Here is an 18,924-nt window from a genome sequence, read left to right as displayed (position 1 = left end):
GCCTAAGCCCTGTGGGATACAGGACTCAGGCTGCGCTGGGCGCTAGTTAATCTGTCCAACTTTTGGGGGGCAGTTCATTTTGTAGGAGCGAGCTCGCCTCGCGATCTTTTGATCTTCTCTAGATCTTCAAAGATCGCGAGCCCTCTCACAAAGAAGCTGATTTCAGCGGCGACTAAAGGTATCTGGCTGGCTGCCCGAAACCTTGCGGCAGTGAATCAGCGCGTCGCGAATCATGAAGTTGACCAGTGTCGGCGACACCCCCAACTCTTTGGCGATGTCCTTTTGCTGCACACCGTGCAAGCGGTACATCTCAAACGCATAACGGGTGCGGCTTGGCAGCTCGGTCAGCGCGTCGGCGATGTTTTCCAGGGTCGAAAAATTGATATGCGAGGTTTCTGGCGAGGCGCCATTGATCACCACATTCAAGCCTTCCTCTTCTGTGCCCGAGTATTTCTGCTCCAGTGCCTGCTTGCGGTAGTGATCAATCGCCAGGTTGCGCACGATCTGGAACAGATAGCTCAGCTGCGCCTTGAATGACGAAGTGATCTGCGGCGCGGACTGCAAACGGAAGAAAGCGTCCTGCACCACGTCTTCGGCCCGTGATCGGCAGCCGGTGATCCGCGCTGCAATTTTGACCAGGATTAATCGGTTGTCGACAAAGGCTTGAAGTAAGGGTGAGTCACACCTGCTTGTGGACATTTGTTCCGTCATGGAGATCACCTGTGGCTAGTGAAAACGTGCGGGCCATTGCTCGGTTGGCGCCGTCACAGTGCGAAACAAACTAGGCTTAATGATAATGATTGTCAATTGAGAAAGGTAATTAATACCGATCCTTTCAAGAGATTGAGAAAAGCCTCACATCCCGCGCGTTTTGCTACAAAAAGCCACTATCGCGAGGGCTAATTATTTGCCCGGGTCAACCGTTCACAAGGGGCTAAGGTCTGTGTTGCAGACCCGCGATGAACGGTTAACACAGGAGGGTGATATGGCGTTTGCATGTGCACGGGCGGCGTTTTACGGCGGGGGCGCAGACCATGACTGAAGTCATTCAGTTGCGCTTGTTTTGCCTGCCTTACTCCGGCGCCAGCGCCATGGCATACAGCCGTTGGCGCCGCTTGCTGCCCGCCTGGATGCAGGTGCGGCCGCTGGAATTACCGGGGCGCGGGATGCGCATGGACGAGCCCTTGCAGAGCGATATTCGCGCATTGGCCGGCCAGTTGGCCGATGAAATCAGCCCGGAACTGGACCGCCCTTACGCGTTGTTCGGCCACAGCCTGGGCGGTCTGTTGGCCTTTGAACTGGCCCACGCCCTGCGTGAGCGCGGGCTGCCCGAGCCGCTGGCCTTGTTTGCATCTGCCACGGCCGGTCCGGCCCGCCGAGATGTCAGCGAGTACGCGGTGGCCAAGACCAACGCGCAACTGATCGAACGCTTGCGCGAACTCAACGGCACCCCTGAAGAGGTGCTGGCCAATGCCGAGCTGATGCACCTGATGCTGCCGATACTGCGCGCCGACTTCCTCTTGTGCGGCAGTTTCAGGCACGACCGGCGGGCGCCGTTGTCGCTGCCGATTCACGTGTTTGGTGGCAAGCAAGACAGCGTGCGCGCCGAGCAACTGCTCGATTGGCAGGCCGACACCAGCCGCGCGTTTTCCCTGGACATGTTTGAAGGCCATCACTTTTTTCTGCACCAGCAAGAAACCGCCTTGTTGCGTTGCCTGCGCCGCTACGCCGAAGAACACCTGCTGCGCCAGCGTCAGCAACAGGCTCGGCGGGTGCCCGGCTAAAGCGGCGCCGTGCTTTCTCGTCTCTCAAATACACCGAATTTATGCAAAGCCGACTTCAGGCAGGAAATCCCATGATGGACGCGTTCGAACTCCCTGGCACCTTGGCCCAAGCCCTGCAACAACGTGCAGCCCAGACCCCGGATCGACTGGCATTACGCTTTTTGAGCGATGACCAGAGTGCCAGCCAGGTGCTGACCTATGCTGACCTGGACTTACGTGCGCGGACTTTTGCCGCAGCCTTGCAGGCCAATGCAGCGGTGGGTGATCGCGCGGTCTTGCTGTTGCCCAGCGGCCCGGACTACGTCGCGGCATTTTTTGCCTGCCTGTATGCCGGAGTGATCGCCGTTCCGGCGTATCCGCCGGAGTCGTCGCGCCGCCATCATCAGGAGCGTTTGCTGTCGATTTTGAGCGACGCCGAACCGCGCGTACTCCTGACCAGCAGCCATTTGCGCGAGTCCTTGCTGGCCCTGCCCGAACTCAGCCGTGCCGAGGCGCCCGCGTTGCTGTGCGTCGACAGCCTAGAACCGAGCCTGGCGCAAGGCTGGCAGCCGGTGGCGTTGCAGGCCGATGACATCGCCTTTTTGCAATACACCTCAGGCTCCACCGCCATGCCCAAGGGCGTGCAAGTCACTCACGGCAATCTGGTGGCTAACGAGTTGCTGATTCGCCGTGGATTTGGCATCGACCTCAACCCCGACGACGTGATTGTCAGCTGGTTGCCGCTGTACCACGATATGGGCTTGATCGGCGGCCTGCTGCAACCGATTTTCAGCGGTGTGCCGTGCATCCTGATGTCGCCCGCGTACTTTTTGACCCGCCCGCTGCGTTGGCTCGAAGCCATCAGCGAATACGGCGGGACCATCAGCGGCGGGCCGGATTTTGCCTATCGGCTGTGCAGCGAGCGAGTCAGTGAAAACGCGCTGGCCGGGCTGGATTTAAGCCGTTGGCGCGTGGCCTATTCAGGCTCTGAGCCGATCCGCCAGGACACCCTGGTACGTTTCGCCGAAAAATTTGCTCTGTGCGGTTTTGACTCTGCCAGCTATTTCGCCTCCTATGGCCTGGCCGAAGCCACCTTGTTTGTCGCAGGCGGGCAGCGCGGGCAGGGCATCCCGGCCCTCAACCTGAATGAGCTGGAGCTGGCCAACAACCGCATCGTGCCGGGCGACGGCTGCGCGGTGATGAGCTGCGGCACTCAGCAGCCGCAACATGCGGTGCAAATCGTCGACCCGCACTCGTTCGAGCCCTTGGCGGATAACCGTGTCGGTGAAGTCTGGGCCAGCGGGCCGAGCATCGCCCACGGCTACTGGCGCAACCCGCACGCCAGCGCTCAAACGTTTGTTGCACATCAGGGCGCCACATGGCTGCGCACCGGCGACCTGGGTTTTATCCATGAAGGCCAGCTGTACATCACCGGACGCTTGAAAGACCTGCTGATCGTGCGCGGCCATAACCTCTACCCGCAAGACATCGAAGCCACCCTCGAGCGTGAAGTCGAAGTGGTGCGCAAAGGCCGTGTGGCGGCGTTCGCGGTCAATGTTAAAGGCGAGGAGGGGATCGGCATTGCCGCCGAAATCAGCCGCAGCGTGCAAAAAATCATGCCCGCCAACGCCCTGATCACGGCCATTCGTCAGGCCGTGGCCGAAGCCTGCCAACAAGCACCGAGCGTGGTCGTGCTGCTCAATCCGGGGGCGCTGCCAAAAACCTCCAGCGGCAAACTGCAACGCTCGGCCTGCCGCAGCCGTCTGGCCGACGGCAGCCTCGACAGCTACGCGCAGTTCCCGTGTGACGACGCTCAGCCGGCCAACCATGACCCGGCGCAGCCAGCCCATCAGTTGGAGGCGCTGATTGCGTGGATCTGGTGCGAGCATTTGCAGGTCGAGCAAGTGGCCGCTGATGATCATTTCTTCCTGTTGGGCGGTAACTCAATTCTGGCCACGCAAACCATCGCCCGCCTGCGTGAAGAACTGAAACTGGAACTCAACCTGCGCCTGTTGTTCGAGGCCCCGACCTTGAGCGCATTCACGGCTCGGGTCGCGGCGTTGCACCAGGATGGCGGTCTGGCCCAAGGCAGCATCGTCGGCTTGAGCCGCGATGAGGCGCTGCCACAGTCGCTGGCGCAAAACCGTTTGTGGTTTATGTGGCAGCTCGACCCGCAGAGCAGCGCCTACACCATTCCCGGCGCCTTGCGCTTGCGCGGCGAGTTGAACGAAACCGCGCTGTGCAGCAGCTTCGCGCATTTGGTTGAACGCCATGAAGCCCTGCGCACGCGCTTTTATGAGCGCGATGGCCAAGCCTGGCAAGGGGTTGAGGCCGCCGCGGATTTTGACCTGCAAGTCATCGACATCAGCGACGTGCCCGCCGCCGAGCGAGAAGCGCGGGCGCAGCAGATCCGCGAAGACGAAGCCCGCACCCAGTTCGACCTGAGCAACGGCCCGCTGTTCTGGGTCACCTTGGTCAAGCTCGATGACGAAGAGCACCAACTGCTGCTGACCTTGCACCACATCATCGCGGACGGCTGGTCGCTCAACCTGCTCATCGACGAGTTCTCGCGCCTGTATGCGGCGGCCTGCCTGGAGCAACCGTTAGAGCTGGCGCCGCTGGCTTTGCACTACGCCGACTACGGCAGTTGGCAGCGCCAATGGCTGGCCCAGGGCGAAGCCGAGCGCCAGCTCAGTTACTGGAAACAACAGCTGGGCGACGAGCAGCCGACCTTACAACTGACCACCGATTACCCGCGTTCGGCCGCGCAGCAACACAGCGCGTCGCGCCACAGCGTGCGCCTGGACGCACCGCTTGCCGAGGCCTTGCGTGAGACAGCAAAGGCCCATGACAGCACGCCATTTATGCTGCTGTTGGCGACGTTCCAGACCTTGTTGTATCGCTATACCGGCCAGCGCGATATCCGCATTGGCGTGCCAAGCGCTAACCGCCCGCGTCAGGAAACCCATGGCCTGATCGGCTTTTTTATCAATACCCTGGTGCTGCGTGCGCAACTGGACGGGCGCCTGCCGTTTGCCCAATTGCTCCAGCAAGCCCGTCTTGCCACGCTGGATGCCCAAGCGCATCAGGACCTGCCCTTTGAGCAACTGCTGGAAGCCTTCCCGCAGGCCCGCGAACACGGCCTGTTCCAGGTGTTGTTCAATCATCAGCAACGCGACCTGAGTGCTTTGCGGCGTTTGCCGGGCTTGCTCGCCGAAGAGCTGGAATGGCACAGCCGCGAAGCCAAATTCGACTTGCAGTTGCACAGCGAAGAAGACCGCCAGGGCCGCCTGAAACTGTCGTTCGACTACGCCGATGAGCGATTTGAGGCCAGCACCATTGCGCAACTGGCCGAGCATTTTGTCAGCCTTTTGCGCCAAGTTTGCGCCGACAGCCATAAGGCCCTGGCTGACCTGCATCTGCTCAGCCCGCAGCAGTTGCTTGAACAGGCGCGCTGGAGCGAAGCGCCGTGTGCTCCCGCGCAGCAATGGCTGCCACAGCAGCTTGAACAGCAAGCGCAGCTCACCCCGGACCACATCGCCCTGTTGTGGGACGGCGGCAGCCTCGATTACGCCCATCTGCATGGGCACGCCAACCGCCTGGCCAACTACTTGCGTGACAAGGGCGTGGGCCCGGATGTGCCGGTGGCGATTGCCGCTGAACGCTCGCCGCAACTGCTGATCGGCCTGCTGGCGATTCTCAAGGCGGGCGGCGCCTATGTGCCGCTCGACCCGGACTACCCGCCCGAGCGTCTGGCCTACATGCTGCAGGATTGCGGTGCGGCACTGTTGCTGACTCAAAGCCATCTGCTGCCGCGCTTGCCGAGTATCGAGGCCCTTAGTGTGATTGCTATGGACGGCCTCAATCTCGACAGCTGGTCCGCCCATGCGCCGGGGCTGCACCTGCACGGCGACAACCTGGCCTACGTGATTTACACCTCGGGCTCGACCGGCCAACCCAAAGGCGTCGGCAACACCCATGCGGCCCTGAGTGAGCGTTTGCAGTGGATGCAAGCCACCTACGGCCTGGGCGCCGACGATGTGCTGATGCAAAAGGCCCCGATCAGTTTTGACGTGTCAGTGTGGGAGTGCTTCTGGCCGTTGATCACCGGTTGCCGTCTGGTGCTGGCCGGGCCGGGAGAGCACCGCGACCCGCAGCGCATCGCGCAGTTGGTGCAGCAGTTCGGGGTGACCACCTTGCACTTTGTGCCGCCGCTGTTGCGCCTGTTTGTCGATGAACCGCAGGCCTTGCAGTGCCGCACGTTGCGTCGGCTTTTCAGTGGCGGCGAAGCCTTGCCCGCCGAACTGCGCAATCGCGTGCTGCAACAATTGCCCGCCGTGCAGTTGCATAACCGCTACGGCCCGACGGAGACCGCGATCAACGTCACCCACTGGCAGTGTGCACGTGATGACGGCGAGCGTTCGCCCATTGGCCGCCCCTTGGGCAACGTGGTGTGCCGGGTGCTCGACAGCGAATTGAACCCGCTGCCGGTGGGTGTGCCTGGGGAATTGTGCATCGGCGGCATTGGTATGGCGCGGGGGTATCTGGAGCGTCCGGGGCTGACGGCTGAGCGCTTCATTGCCGACCCGCTGGGCGAGCCGGGGGCGCGGCTGTACCGCACCGGTGATCAGGTGCGCTGGAACCGCGATGGCGCCCTCGACTACCTCGGGCGTCTGGATCAGCAGGTCAAACTGCGCGGTTTTCGCGTCGAGCCGCAAGAGATCGAAGCGCGCTTGCTGGCCCAGCCTGAGGTGGCGCAGGCGGCGGTATTGATTCGCGACACCCAGGCCGGGCCGCAATTGATCGGCTACTACACGGCGCTCGACGGGGCGCTGCCCGAGGCCGAACACAGCGTGCAACTTAAAGCCGCACTGGCCGCCGAACTGCCGGATTACATGGTCCCCGCGCAGTTGTTGCGCCTTGAACGCATGCCCCTGAGCCCAAGTGGCAAGCTTGATCGCCGGGCCTTGCCGGAGCCGGTGTGGCACGTGCGCGAGCACGTCGAGCCTCAGACTGAACTGCAACAACGCATCGCCGCAATCTGGCGCGAAGTGCTGGGGCAGGCCCGAATTGGCCTCAATGACGACTTCTTCGCCCTGGGCGGGCACTCGCTGCTGGCTACACAAATCGTTGCCCGCGTGCGTCAGGCTTGTGACGTTGAACTGGCCTTGCGAATCCTGTTTGAAGCCAGTGAGCTGGGCGCATTTGTCGAGCAGGTAGAGCGAATCCAGGCCAGCGGCCAGCGCAACACGCAACGGCCGATTCAGTTGGCGGATCGCAGCCAGCCGGTGGCGCTGTCGTACTCTCAGCAGCGCATGTGGTTCCTCTGGCAGATGGAGCCCGACAGCCCGGCCTACAACGTCGGCGGCATGGCGCGTTTGACCGGCTTGCTGGACGTCGAGCGTTTCGAGGCGGCATTGCAGGCATTGCTAATGCGCCACGAAACCCTGCGCACCACGTTCCCCAGCGTCAATGGCGTGCCTTGCCAACAGGTGCACCGCGACACGCGCCTGAGTATGGGCTGGCTGGACCTCAGCACCCTCGGCGACGGCGCCCGTGAGCAGCGTTTGCAGGCCCTGGCCGACAGCGAGGCGCATCAGCCGTTTGATCTGGAGCGCGGGCCGTTGCTGCGCGCCCATATGGTCAAGGCCGCCGCCCGCGAGCACTACTTTGTCCTGACCTTGCATCACATCGTCACTGAAGGCTGGGCGATGGATATTTTTGCCCGCGAACTGGGCGAGTTGTACGAAGCGTTTGTGGATGATCGCGCCTCGCCATTACTGCCGCTGGCCGTGCAATACCTCGACTACAGCGTGTGGCAACGCCAGTGGCTGGAGTCGGGCGAACGGCAGCGCCAGCTCGATTACTGGACCGCCAAACTCGGCACCGAGCATCCGCTGCTCGAACTGCCCGGCGACCGGCCTCGGCCTGCGGTGCAGAGCCATCAGGGCGGGTTGTACCGCTTTGACCTCAGTGACGAGTTGGCGGCGAAACTGCGAGGGTTCAATGCCGAACACGGCCTGACCCTGTTCATGACCGTGACCGCCACCCTGGCGCTGCTGCTCTACCGCTACAGCGGCCAGACCGACCTGCGCATCGGCGCGCCGGTGGCCAACCGCATCCGTCCGGAAAGCGAAGGGCTGATCGGGGCTTTTCTTAACACCCAGGTACTGCGCTGTGAGCTGGATGGCCATATGCGCGTGGCTGAACTGCTGGAGCAGGTGCGCCAGACCGTCATCGAAGGCCAGTCGCATCAGGACTTGCCGTTTGATCATCTGGTCGAAGCCCTGCAACCCCCGCGCAGCGCCGCTTACAACCCGCTGTTTCAAGTAATGTGCAACGTGCAGCGCTGGGAGTTCCAGCAAAGCCGGACGCTGGCAGGCATGACAGTGGAGTTTTTGCCCAACGATGCGCGGGCGACCAAGTTCGACCTCAATCTGGAAGTCACCGATCTCGACTACCGCTTGGGCTGCTGCCTCACCTACAGCACAGATTTGTTTGATGAACCGCGTATCGCCAACATGGCCGTGCACTGGCGCAATCTGCTGCACGCGCTGCTGGCCGACCCGCAACAACGGCTAAGCGAGTTGCCGCTGTTGGATGGCGCTGAACAACAGCGCTTGCTGGACGGGCTGGCACCTTTAGCGGGTGCGCAGCGTCTCGATCACTACGTGCATGTTCTGTTTGCCGAGCAAGCCCGAATGCGTCCTGCGGCCATCGCCTTGACCTTCGGCGGGCAGCACTTGAGCTACGCCAAACTTGAATGCCGCGCCAATCAACTGGCCTGGAAGCTGCGCGAGTTGGGCGTAGGCCCGCAGGTGCGGGTGGGGCTGGCACTGGAACGTTCGCTGGACATGGTCGTCGGCCTGCTGGCGATCCTCAAAGCGGGCGGCGCCTACGTGCCGCTCGACCCGGAATACCCGCTAGAACGCTTGCAGTACATGATCGAAGACAGCGGCATCAGCGTGTTGTTGAGCCATCGCAGCCTGTTTGCCGCGCTGGGTGAATTGCCCTCAAACGTGGTGCGCTGGAGACTCGAAGACGACGGCCCGCAACTGGCCGCGTACCCGTCCAGCGACCTGCCGTTTATCAATTTGCCACAGCATCAGGCGTATTTGATCTACACCTCGGGCTCCACCGGCCAGCCCAAAGGCGTGGTGGTGTCCCACGGCGAAATCGCCATGCATTGCCAGGCGGTGATTGAGCGGTTTGGCATGCGTGCGGATGACTGTGAACTGCACTTTTATTCGATCAACTTCGACGCTGCCACCGAGCGTTTGCTGGTGCCGTTGCTCAGTGGTGCGCGGCTGGTGCTGAGGGCGCAAGGGCAGTGGGACGCCGAAGCAATCTGCCAGCTGATCCGTGAGCAACAGGTCAGCATTCTGGGTTTCACTCCCAGCTACGGCAGCCAATTGGCCCAGTGGCTGGCCAGCCGTGTGCAGACATTGCCGGTGCGCATGTGCATCACTGGCGGCGAAGCACTGACCGGCGAGCACTTGCAGCGCATCCGTTCGGCCTTCCAGCCGAGCGTGTTTTTCAATGCCTACGGCCCGACCGAAACCGTGGTCATGCCGTTGGCCAGCCTGGCACCGGAACAGCTGGCCGATGGCGCCGCCACTGTGCCAATCGGTGAGGTCATTGGTGCGCGGGTGGCCTACATTCTCGACAGCCATCTGGCGCTGGTGCCCCAAGGCGCCACCGGCGAACTGTATATCGGCGGCGCAGGGCTGGCGCAGGGGTATCACCAGCGCCCCGGGCTGACGGCCGAACGCTTTGTGGCAGACCCGTTTGCGCGCAATGGCGGGCGCTTGTACCGCACTGGCGATCTGGTGCGCCAGCGCGCTGACGGCCTGGTGGAATACCTGGGGCGAGTCGATCATCAGGTCAAAATCCGGGGTTTTCGCATCGAACTGGGCGAGATCGAAAGCCACTTGCTCGGGCATCCAGCGGTACGTGAAGCCGTGGTGCTGGCGCTGGACATGCCGGGTGGCAAGCAACTGGCGGCCTGGCTGGTGTGTGATGAACAGGTTGAGGCGGGGGCGTTGCGCGAAGCGCTCAAGGCCCGGCTCAAGGCGCAACTGCCGGATTACATGGTGCCCGCGCAGCTGATGCTGCTGGATAGCATGCCGCTGACCGCCAACGGCAAACTCGACCGCCGCGCCTTGCCGGCGCCCGATGTTGAGCTCAATCGCCAGCATTACGTGGCCCCGCGCAATGCGCTGCAAGCCAGTTTGGCCAAGGTCTGGGGCGAGGTGCTGAACCTTGAACATGTCGGCCTCAATGACAACTTTTTCGAGCTGGGCGGCGACTCGATCCTGTCGATTCAAGTGGTCAGCCGCGCCCGGCAATTGGGGATTCACTTCAGCCCCCGTGACCTGTTCCAGCATCAAACCGTGCAAGCGTTGGCCAGCGTTGCGACCCAGACCGAGCAACTGACTGCCGAGCAGGGCGTACTCACTGGCGAATCGGCACTGACGCCGATTCAGCAGTGGTTCTTTGATACCGACATGCCGCAACGCGGGCACTGGAACCAGTGCGTGCTGCTGCAACCTGCCGAACCTCTTGAGCCTGCCTTGCTGGAGCGGGCGCTGCTGGCCCTGGTGATGCATCACGACGCCTTGCGCCTGAGCTTTGAGCAACGCAACGGGCAATGGCAGGCGCAGTACCTGGGCGCTGCGCCGCAACCGTTGCTGTGGCAAGCCTGCGTGGCGGACCTGCAAGACTGCGCCGGGCTGTTTAACGACGCGCAACGCAGCCTCGATTTGCACGCAGGGCCTCTGCTGCGCGCGGTACTCGTCGATGGCCCGCACGGGGAGCAACGCCTGTTGCTGGCGGTTCACCATCTGGCCGTCGACGGGGTGTCCTGGCGGGTCTTGCTGGAAGACTTGCAGGCGCTGTATCGCCAGCAGCCACTGCCCGCGAAAACCAGCGCATTCAGGGCGTGGACCAATCGTTTGCACGCTTATGCCAGCAGTGATTCGCTGCGTGAAGAGCTGGGCGTGTGGCAAGAGCACCTCAAGTGGCCAGCGGTGGAGCTACCGGGCGTTAACCACCATGGCGGGCGGCAACATCTGCACGGGCAAACGCTCAGTGTGCGGCTCGACGAGACGCGCACCCGGCAACTGCTGCAACAGGTGCCCAGCGCCTATCGCACGCAGATCAACGATGTGCTGCTGACCGCGCTGGCGCGGGTGATCTGCCGCTGGACCGGCCAGCCATCGACCCTGGTGCAACTTGAAGGTCACGGCCGCGAAACCCTGTTCGATGACATCGACTTGAGCCGCACCGTGGGCTGGTTCACCAGCGCTTATCCGCTGCGACTGACGCCGAACAGCCACCTGGGGCAGAGCGCTTCGATCAAGGCCATCAAAGAGCAACTGCGACACGTACCGCACAAAGGCCTGGGTTACGGCGTATTGCGCTACCTGAGCGACCCGGCCACGGGGCAAGCCCTGGCCGCGTTGCCCGAGGTACCGATCACCTTCAACTACCTTGGCCAGTTTGACCAGAGTTTTGCCAGCGATGCGCTGTTCCACCCGCTGGACGAGCCGACCGGCGCAGCCCACGACCCGCAGGCGCCGTTACCCAACGAGTTGAGCATCGACAGCCAGGTGTATGGCGGCGAGTTGGTTTTGCGTTGGACTTTCAGCGCCGAGCGCTATCAGCCCCTAGCCATTGAAGCGCTGGCCCGGGACTACCTCGCGGAGCTTGAAAGCCTGATTGCCCACTGCCTGAGCAGCGATGCGGGCGGGTTGACGCCATCGGACTTCCCGCTGGCCAAACTCACCCAGGCACAACTCGACAGCTTGCCGGTGGCGGCAGGCCAGATTGAAGACGTGTACCCCATGACCCCGATGCAAGAGGGCATGTTGCTGCACACCTTGCTCGAACCGGGTACCGGGCTGTACTACATGCAGGACCGCTACCGGATTGACAGCGCCCTAGACCCGCAACGTTTCGCCCAGGCCTGGCAGGCGGTGGTGGCGCGGCATGAGGCCTTGCGCGCGTCGTTCTGTTGGAACGCGGGCGAAGGCATGCTGCAAATCATCCATCGCCCCGGCAACACTGACGTCGACTACCTCGACTGGAGCCGCGAGCCACAAGAGAGCCATGAAGAGCGTCTGCAGGCGCTGCTCAAGCGCGAGCGCGAAGCCGGTTTTGATCTGCTCAATCAGGCGCCGTTCCACCTGCGCCTGATCCGTGTGGATGAGGCGCGTTACTGGTTCATGATGAGCAACCACCACATCCTCATCGATGCCTGGTGCCGCTCGCTGTTGATGAGCGATTTTTTCGAAATCTACAGTGCGCTGGGCGAAGGTCGCGCCCCGCAACTGGCCACGCCGCCGCGTTATCGCGAGTACATCGGCTGGCTGCAACAGCAAGACTTGCAGCAGGCCAATGCCTGGTGGCAACGCAACCTGCAAGGCTTTGAACGGACCACTTACATCCCCACCGACCGGCCTTTGCTGCGCGAGCATGCGGGCGCTAGCGGCGGCATGCTGGTGGGCGATTGCTACACCCGGCTGGAGGTCAGGGATGGCGTGCGGTTGCGTGAACTGGCGCAGCAGCACCAATTGACCATCAACACCTTTGCCCAGGCGGCATGGGCGTTGCTGCTGCGGCGCGTGAGCGGTGAGCGTGACGTGGTGTTTGGCGTTACCGTGGCCGGGCGCCCGGTGCAATTGCCGCAGATGCAGCAGACGGTCGGGCTGTTTATCAACAGCGTGGCGCTGCGTGTGCAGATGCCCGAAGACGGTCAGGTGCTGAGCGTTCGGCAATGGTTGAGCACCTTGCTGGAACACAATATGGAGTTGCGCGAGTACGAGTACTTGCCGCTGGTGACGATTCAGGAGCGCAGCGAACTGCCCAAAGGCCAGCCGCTGTTCGACAGCCTGTTTGTGTTCGAGAACGCGCCGGTCGATATGTCGGTGCTGGACCGGGCCCAGAGCCTGAACGCCACCTCGGATTCGGGCCGTACCCACACCAACTTCCCGCTCACCGCCGTGTGCTACCCCGGCGATGACCTGGGCTTGCACCTGTCTTACGACCAGCGCTTTTTTGAGCGCAGCAGCGTTGAGCGCCTGCTCAGTGAGTTCAAGCGCTTTTTGCTGGCTTTGATGGACGGCGTCAATGGCGACATGGCCGACTTGCCCTTGCTGGGCGAGACCGAACAGCAGTTCCTCATTGAAGGCTGCAACCAAAGCGAGCGCGAGTACCCGTTGCAGCACAGCTATGCCGAACTGTTCGAAGCCCAGGTGGCAGCGCATCCGCAGCGCATCGCGGCCGGTTGCCTGGAGCAGCAGTGGAGTTACCGCGAGCTGAACCAGCGCAGTAACCGCCTGGGTCATGCCTTGATCGCAGGCGGTGTGCGTATGGACCAGCCGGTGGCGCTGCTGGCGGAGCGCGGGCTGGACTTGCTGGGCATGATCATCGGCAGCTTCAAAGCCGGTGCGGGTTATTTGCCGCTGGATCCGGCGCTGCCAGGGCCGCGTCTGAGCCGTATCTTGGACTTAAGCCGTACGACGTTGCTGGTCTGCACCCAGGCCTGTCGCGAGCAGGCGCAAGCCTTGCTCGATGAGTCAGGTTGCGCCGTGCGTCCACGGCTACTGGTATGGGAAGACGTGCAAGCCGGGAAGTGGGCGGATCACAACCCGCAGGTCTACAGCGGCCCGGACAACCTCGCCTACGTCATCTACACCTCGGGTTCCACCGGGTTGCCCAAAGGCGTGATGGTCGAGCAACGTGGCATGCTCAACAACCAGTTGAGCAAAGTGCCGTACCTGCAACTGAGCGAGGCGGATGTGATCGCGCAGACTGCTTCGCAAAGCTTCGATATTTCGGTGTGGCAGTTCCTCGCAGCACCCTTGTTCGGTGCGCGGGTCGAGATCGTTCCGAACACCATCGCCCACGACCCGCAAGCCCTGCTGGCGCAGGTCAATGTCCAAGGCATCAGCGTGCTGGAAAGCGTGCCGTCGCTGATTCAAGGCATGCTGGCGGATGCCCCTGTTGAACTGAACGGCTTGCGCTGGATGCTGCCCACCGGCGAGGCCATGCCGCCAGAACTGGCGCAGCAATGGCTGATGCGTTACCCCGAGATTGGCCTGGTCAATGCCTATGGTCCGGCCGAATGTTCGGATGACGTGGCGTTCTTTCGCGTTGATCATGGGGCTACCCAAGGCAGCTACTTGCCGATTGGCACGCCGACCGACAACAACCGTCTGTACCTGCTCGACGACGCGCTGCAACTGGTCGCACTCGGCGCGGTGGGTGAGTTGTGCGTGGCAGGCACCGGCGTGGGCCGGGGTTATGTCAGTGACCCGCTGCGCACCGCGCTGGCCTTTGTACCGAACCCGTTCGGTGCTCCGGGTGAGCGTTTGTACCGCACCGGCGACCTGGCGCGGCGGCGCAGCGACGGGGTGCTGGAGTACGTCGGGCGCATCGACCATCAAGTGAAAATTCGCGGTTATCGGATCGAACTGGGGGAAATCGAAGCGCGCCTGCACGAGCAACCTGAGCTGCGTGATGCCGCGGTCAGTGTGCAGCAAGGGCCCAATGGCAAATACCTGGTCGGCTATCTGGTGGCCGCGCAAACGGCCCTCGGCCTGAGCGAGCGGTTGGACCGGATCAAACAGCGCCTGCGCGCTGAACTGCCGGACTACATGGTGCCGCTGCATTGGCTGTGGCTGGAGCGACTGCCCCTCAACGCCAATGGCAAACTCGACCGCAAGGCACTGCCTGCTGTAGACATCGGCCAGTTGCAGCGTGAGGACTACCTGGCGCCACGCACAGAATTGGAACACACCTTGGCAGGCATCTGGAGTGAAGTTCTGAGCGTCGAGCGGGTAGGGGTCAACGACAACTTCTTCGAGCTGGGCGGCCACTCCTTGCTGGCGACACAAATCGCCTCGCGGGTACAGAAAGTACTGCAACGCAACGTGCCGTTACGGGCGATGTTTGAATGCAGTTGCGTGGCCGAGTTGGCGGTGTACATCGAAGGGCTGGAAAGCAGCGAAATCAACGAGGAAAAAGTCGATCGCCTGAGCGACCTGATGGCCGAACTCGAAGGGCTGTAACAACACCCCCTGTAGGAGCCGAGCTTGCCTCGCGATCTGTTGATCTTAACCATCAACAGATCGCAGCCTGCGGCAGCTTCAGTGTGAACTGCACGTTGCAAGTTGCTCGCTTCTCGCTACGCTTGGCATTTCGACAGCAAGCCAACGGAATGTGCATGGAACACACTCATTACAGTGGCGGATGCGTTTGTGGCTCGATCCGTTATGAAGCCTTGGGCCCTGCAGAAAACGCTCATACCTGCTCATGCAAAACCTGCCAGCGGCATACAGGCTCACCGACCGTCGTGTGGGTGGAGTTTGCGCAAGAACGGGTCAAGTGGGTAGGGGCCGGGGGTGCTCCTTCGGTCTTCAGCACCTCGGATTACTCCAGCAGGGCCTTTTGCCCAACGTGCGGAAGTTCGATTGGCGCAATCGATGATGAGCCAACGATTGCATTGCTGATTGGCGGTTTTGATGACAATAACGGCGCCGAGCTGGCGCCGTTGTACCACTCGTTCGAGGATATCCGACCACGTTGGTGGTGTTTGACGCCATTAACCCCGTAGTCGCTGCCGAGGTACGAGGCTGCGATAGTTACTTGGGCCCCAAAATCTGCACCAGCTTGTCTGGCGACGGTGCACCTTGCTGCTGTTGCAGGTTGCCTTGGTCGTCCAGGTAGAAAATTGCCGGGGTTGCCGACAGTTCAAGGTCGTTCATGAGCTGGGCGTTGGCGTCGAGTTTGGCCTGTACGTCAGCCGGGATTGCGCTCAAAGCCTTGAGGGTGCTGGCCTTGCCGGCTTTTTCATGAGCCAGCAGGGCTTGCTGCGGGTCTTTGGCAGACAGCAGGGCGGCAGACTTGCCCGGGCTGTCTTCGCGGATAATGCCCACCATGATGTGGCGCAATTGCACTTTGCCGGAGTCCACCCACGGGCGGGCCTGTTCCCAGAACATGTTGCAGTACGGGCAGTTCGGGTCGCTGAACAGGTAAACAGTGCGCGGCGCATCCTTTTTACCGTCCTGGATCCAGTTGCTCTTCTCCATGTTGGCCCAGACCTCTTTGGCCATCGGCGCGTACACCAGCTTTTGCAACGGCGCCAGGCTCAGGTCTTTGCCGTCGGCGTCATACAGGTTACCGACCAGCACATTGCCGTCTGCGGTCAGGTACAAGGCCATGCCACGGTTCTGGTACTGCGCGGCATAGCCTTTCAAACCGCTTGGGGCATCAAAGCTGCCGACGATTTTCGCGCCTTTGGCCTCGATTTTCTTGATGGCTGGAGGCAGTTCTTCAGCCTGCAGCGCAGGCGACTGCAGCAGGGCAGCGCCAATCAGAGAGGTCAGGCTAAGGGTTAACAGTTTGCGGTTAAGCATGTTTGCGTATTCCTTGCAGGGTCGACCTGTTGGGCCGACTTTGAATGTTCTTTGGTAAAACCTTGCATGGCCTGCGCCAGGCTGGCATCGGACAGTTCGCCCAAGTGGCTGCGCAGCAAACGCCCGTCAGCGCTGTAGAAGAGCGTAGTCGGCAGCGCCATGGAGCCGACTTTCTGGGCCAGTTGCCCGCTGCTGTCGAACAAGATGTTGCTCAGGCTCAGACCCTGGGTTTCGAGGAACGTACTGACGCTCTGCATGCTTTCGCCCTGATTGACGAATAAAAACGTCACGTCTTGATGCTGTTTTTGCGCGTTCTGCAGCACCGGCATTTCCCGGCGGCACGGCGGGCACCAGGTGGCCCACAAGTTGATGACCAGCGGGCCGCCTTGGTAACTGCTCAGTTGCACCGATTCGCCATTGGCTGTGCGCAAGGTGAGTTCAGGTAGGCGCGAGCCCTGCTCATAGAGGCTGGAAGACAGGCTGGCCAAGATCCAGAAGGTCAGGCCGGTGCTCAGCCCCCAAGTCAAAGGGCGGCGCAAGCCCGCACGGCGCCAACCCCAGAGCACCGCACCCGCCACCACGGCCACCAGGCCGGGCCAGACCATAAACCCGCCGTCACGCAAATCGAGCATTTTCAACGGGCTGTTCTGGAAGTGCGGCCAGAAAACGAGCACAAAACCGATACGCGCCACGAGCAAGCCCAGCAAAAACAGGGCAAATAACACTGACTCAGGGTTCTCGCCGCCACGTTTGGCCACCCGCCAACCGACCAGCGTCGCCAGGGCGAGGGCCAGGATCAGCAGCAGGTGGTTAATTGCCAAGGCAAACGAACCGATGGTCAGGGTGAGCATTTATGGGGTTTCCCGAGTGGCGTTCCAATTGTTCAAAAAAGTCTCGGCGTTGACTTCGCCGGTGATCCGCTGCCCACGACGCTCAACCCCATTGGGACCTATCCAGACAAAACTGGGCGGGCCGGGCACCTGATAACGGCTGAGCAATTCGCGGCTGGCGACATTATCGGCGGTCACATCAAGACGCAACAGCCGCACACCTTGCAAAGCTGATTGCACCTCAGGTTTGGCGAACACCTGTTTTTCCATGACTTTGCACGACACGCACCAGTCGGCGTAATAGTCGAGCAACACCCATTGCCCCTCGGCTTTGGCGTTGGCCAGTTCACGATCGAGGCTGGCCGGGTCGTTGAGGGTAATGAAGTCGCCATGGTCATTGCTGACCGTGGTGCCGATCACGGTTTTAGCGGTGTACACCTGCAACGGTTGCCCCAGGTCGGTGCCGCCACCGGCGGCCCCTATCAGCATCAAGCCACCCCAAATCCCGGCCAGCAGGCTCAAGGGGTTAAACAGCGGCTTGGCGCGGGCGAAGTGCTGCGCTTGTTGCCACAGGCTGCTGGCAAAAATAATCAGCAACACGCCCCACAACCCCAGCCACAGGGTTTCACTGACCACCGGGCGCAGCAACAGCAGGGCCGTAGCGAGGAACAGGAAGCCAAACAGCCCTTTGGTCAGATCCATCCAGGCGCCCGGCTTGGGCAAAAAGCGGCTGCCCACTGTGACCAGCAACAACAACGGCATGCCAATCCCGACACCCATCACAAATAGCACCAGGCCACCTTCAACCGCATTGCCGCTCTGCGCGATGTACAGCAGGGCGCCTGCCAGCGGGGCGGTCATGCACGGGCCCACCAGCAAACCCGACAAGGCGCCGAGGATGCCTGCACCCAGCAGGCTGCCGCCTTTACGGCCGCGGCCGGCGTTTTCTAGGCGGTCGCGCAGAGCGGCGGGTAACTGCAATTCAAAAAAGCCGAACATCGGCAGCGCCAGCACCACAAACAGGGCGGCAAAGCTTGCGAGCAACCAGGGTTGTTGCAGCAGGGCCTGCAAGTTGGCGCCCAGCATGGCGGCCAAGACGCCCAGGCCTGCGTACACCAGCGCCATGCTCACTACGTAACTGCTGGCGACGGCAAAACCGCGCCCGGCGCTGGCACCGCTGCCCACCACCAGCCCGGCCAGAATCGGCAGCATGGGCAATGAGCACGGGGTAAAGGCCAGCAACAAGCCCAGGCCGAAGAACAGCAACAAGCTCCAGCCCAACGAACGCTGCTGCAAGCTGGCCGCCAGTGACTGGTCCTGGGCCTGGCCTTGAGCGGCGACGGGTTGTGCGCCGCCCAGATCAACCACCTGGCTTTGCGGCGGGTAGCACAGACCGGCATCAGCGCAGCCTTGCCAGCTCACTTTGACCTGGCCGCTGGCACCCGCCGGGATCAGGACGTCGACCTGATTGCGATAGACCTGGCTGGCACCAAAAAACTCGTCATTGTGCTCCTCACCCTGGGGCAAGGCGGGGGTATGCGCGGCGTCCAGACCGTCAAACTTGAAGCGTTTTTGATACAAATAGTAGTTGTTGGCAATCTGCCAGCTCAGCCGGGTTTCGCCCGATGGCAACGCTTCGCTGCTGAAGGCGAACGCCTTGGCCACCGGCAAAAAGTCGACTTTCTGGGCAAAAGGATCATTACTGGCTTGCGCCTGGCTGAAGCCCGTCAGCAGTAGAAACAAAAAAATAAACAAACGGTGCATACGCCCAGCCTTGGTCTTTATGAATAGGCAACACCTTGGCGACACATGATTAACCGAGTGTTAATAGGGTCGCGAAACTGACAAGCGCTTTAAACAAAGCAGGTGCACTACATTTATAGGGTGGATAATCCGCCCTTAATCCCATAA

At 61.8% G+C, this 18,924-nt stretch carries 7 protein-coding genes; 3 read left to right on the top strand and 4 right to left on the bottom strand.

Annotated features, from left to right (window positions below; all coding sequences use genetic code 11):
• Positions 1–162: 162 nt before the first annotated feature.
• Positions 163–711, bottom strand: a complete 549-nt coding sequence (locus tag GHO32_RS22675; protein WP_048368846.1) for an RNA polymerase factor sigma-70 — start codon at positions 709–711, stop codon at positions 163–165.
• 323 nt (positions 712–1,034) lie between these two features.
• Here GHO32_RS22675 and GHO32_RS22670 point away from each other — a divergent pair, with 323 nt between their 5' ends.
• The 3 genes from GHO32_RS22670 (at position 1,035) to GHO32_RS27090 (ending at position 15,381) form a co-directional block, all read left to right on the top strand.
• On the top strand, positions 1,035–1,784 hold the full coding sequence (locus GHO32_RS22670; RefSeq protein ID WP_153334834.1) for a thioesterase II family protein: 750 nt from the start codon (positions 1,035–1,037) through the stop codon (positions 1,782–1,784).
• A gap of 71 nt (positions 1,785–1,855) precedes the next feature.
• On the top strand, positions 1,856–14,836 hold the full coding sequence (locus tag GHO32_RS22665; protein ID WP_153334833.1) for a non-ribosomal peptide synthetase: 12,981 nt from the start codon (positions 1,856–1,858) through the stop codon (positions 14,834–14,836).
• Complete coding sequence (locus GHO32_RS27090; RefSeq protein WP_306108913.1) at positions 14,722–15,381, top strand: GFA family protein; 660 nt, start codon at positions 14,722–14,724, stop codon at positions 15,379–15,381. The genes GHO32_RS22665 and GHO32_RS27090 overlap by 115 nt, the downstream gene beginning before the upstream one ends.
• Positions 15,382–15,409: 28 nt before the next feature.
• Here the strand turns inward: GHO32_RS27090 and dsbG are convergent, their stop codons facing one another.
• The 3 genes from dsbG to dsbD are packed head-to-tail and all read right to left on the bottom strand — an operon-like array spanning position 15,410 to position 18,777.
• The gene (gene dsbG, locus GHO32_RS22655) at positions 15,410–16,183 is read right to left on the bottom strand and encodes a thiol:disulfide interchange protein DsbG (RefSeq protein ID WP_153334831.1); all 774 of its coding nucleotides are present in this window, start codon (positions 16,181–16,183) and stop codon (positions 15,410–15,412) included.
• Positions 16,162–17,034, bottom strand: a complete 873-nt coding sequence (locus GHO32_RS22650) for a TlpA disulfide reductase family protein (protein WP_153443013.1) — start codon at positions 17,032–17,034, stop codon at positions 16,162–16,164. Before GHO32_RS22650 ends, dsbG begins: the two co-directional genes overlap by 22 nt.
• Positions 17,035–18,777: a protein-disulfide reductase DsbD gene (gene dsbD / locus GHO32_RS22645; RefSeq protein WP_153334829.1), complete on the bottom strand. Its 1,743-nt coding sequence runs from the start codon at positions 18,775–18,777 to the stop codon at positions 17,035–17,037.
• Between the last annotated feature and the right edge of the window lie 147 nt (positions 18,778–18,924).

The organism is Pseudomonas sp. FSL R10-2189 (assembly GCF_009600325.1).
Classification (GTDB): Bacteria; Pseudomonadota; Gammaproteobacteria; order Pseudomonadales; family Pseudomonadaceae; genus Aquipseudomonas; species Aquipseudomonas helleri.
Note: the sequence above shows the minus strand (reverse complement) of the source record. Positions and strands in the feature narration are given on the sequence as shown.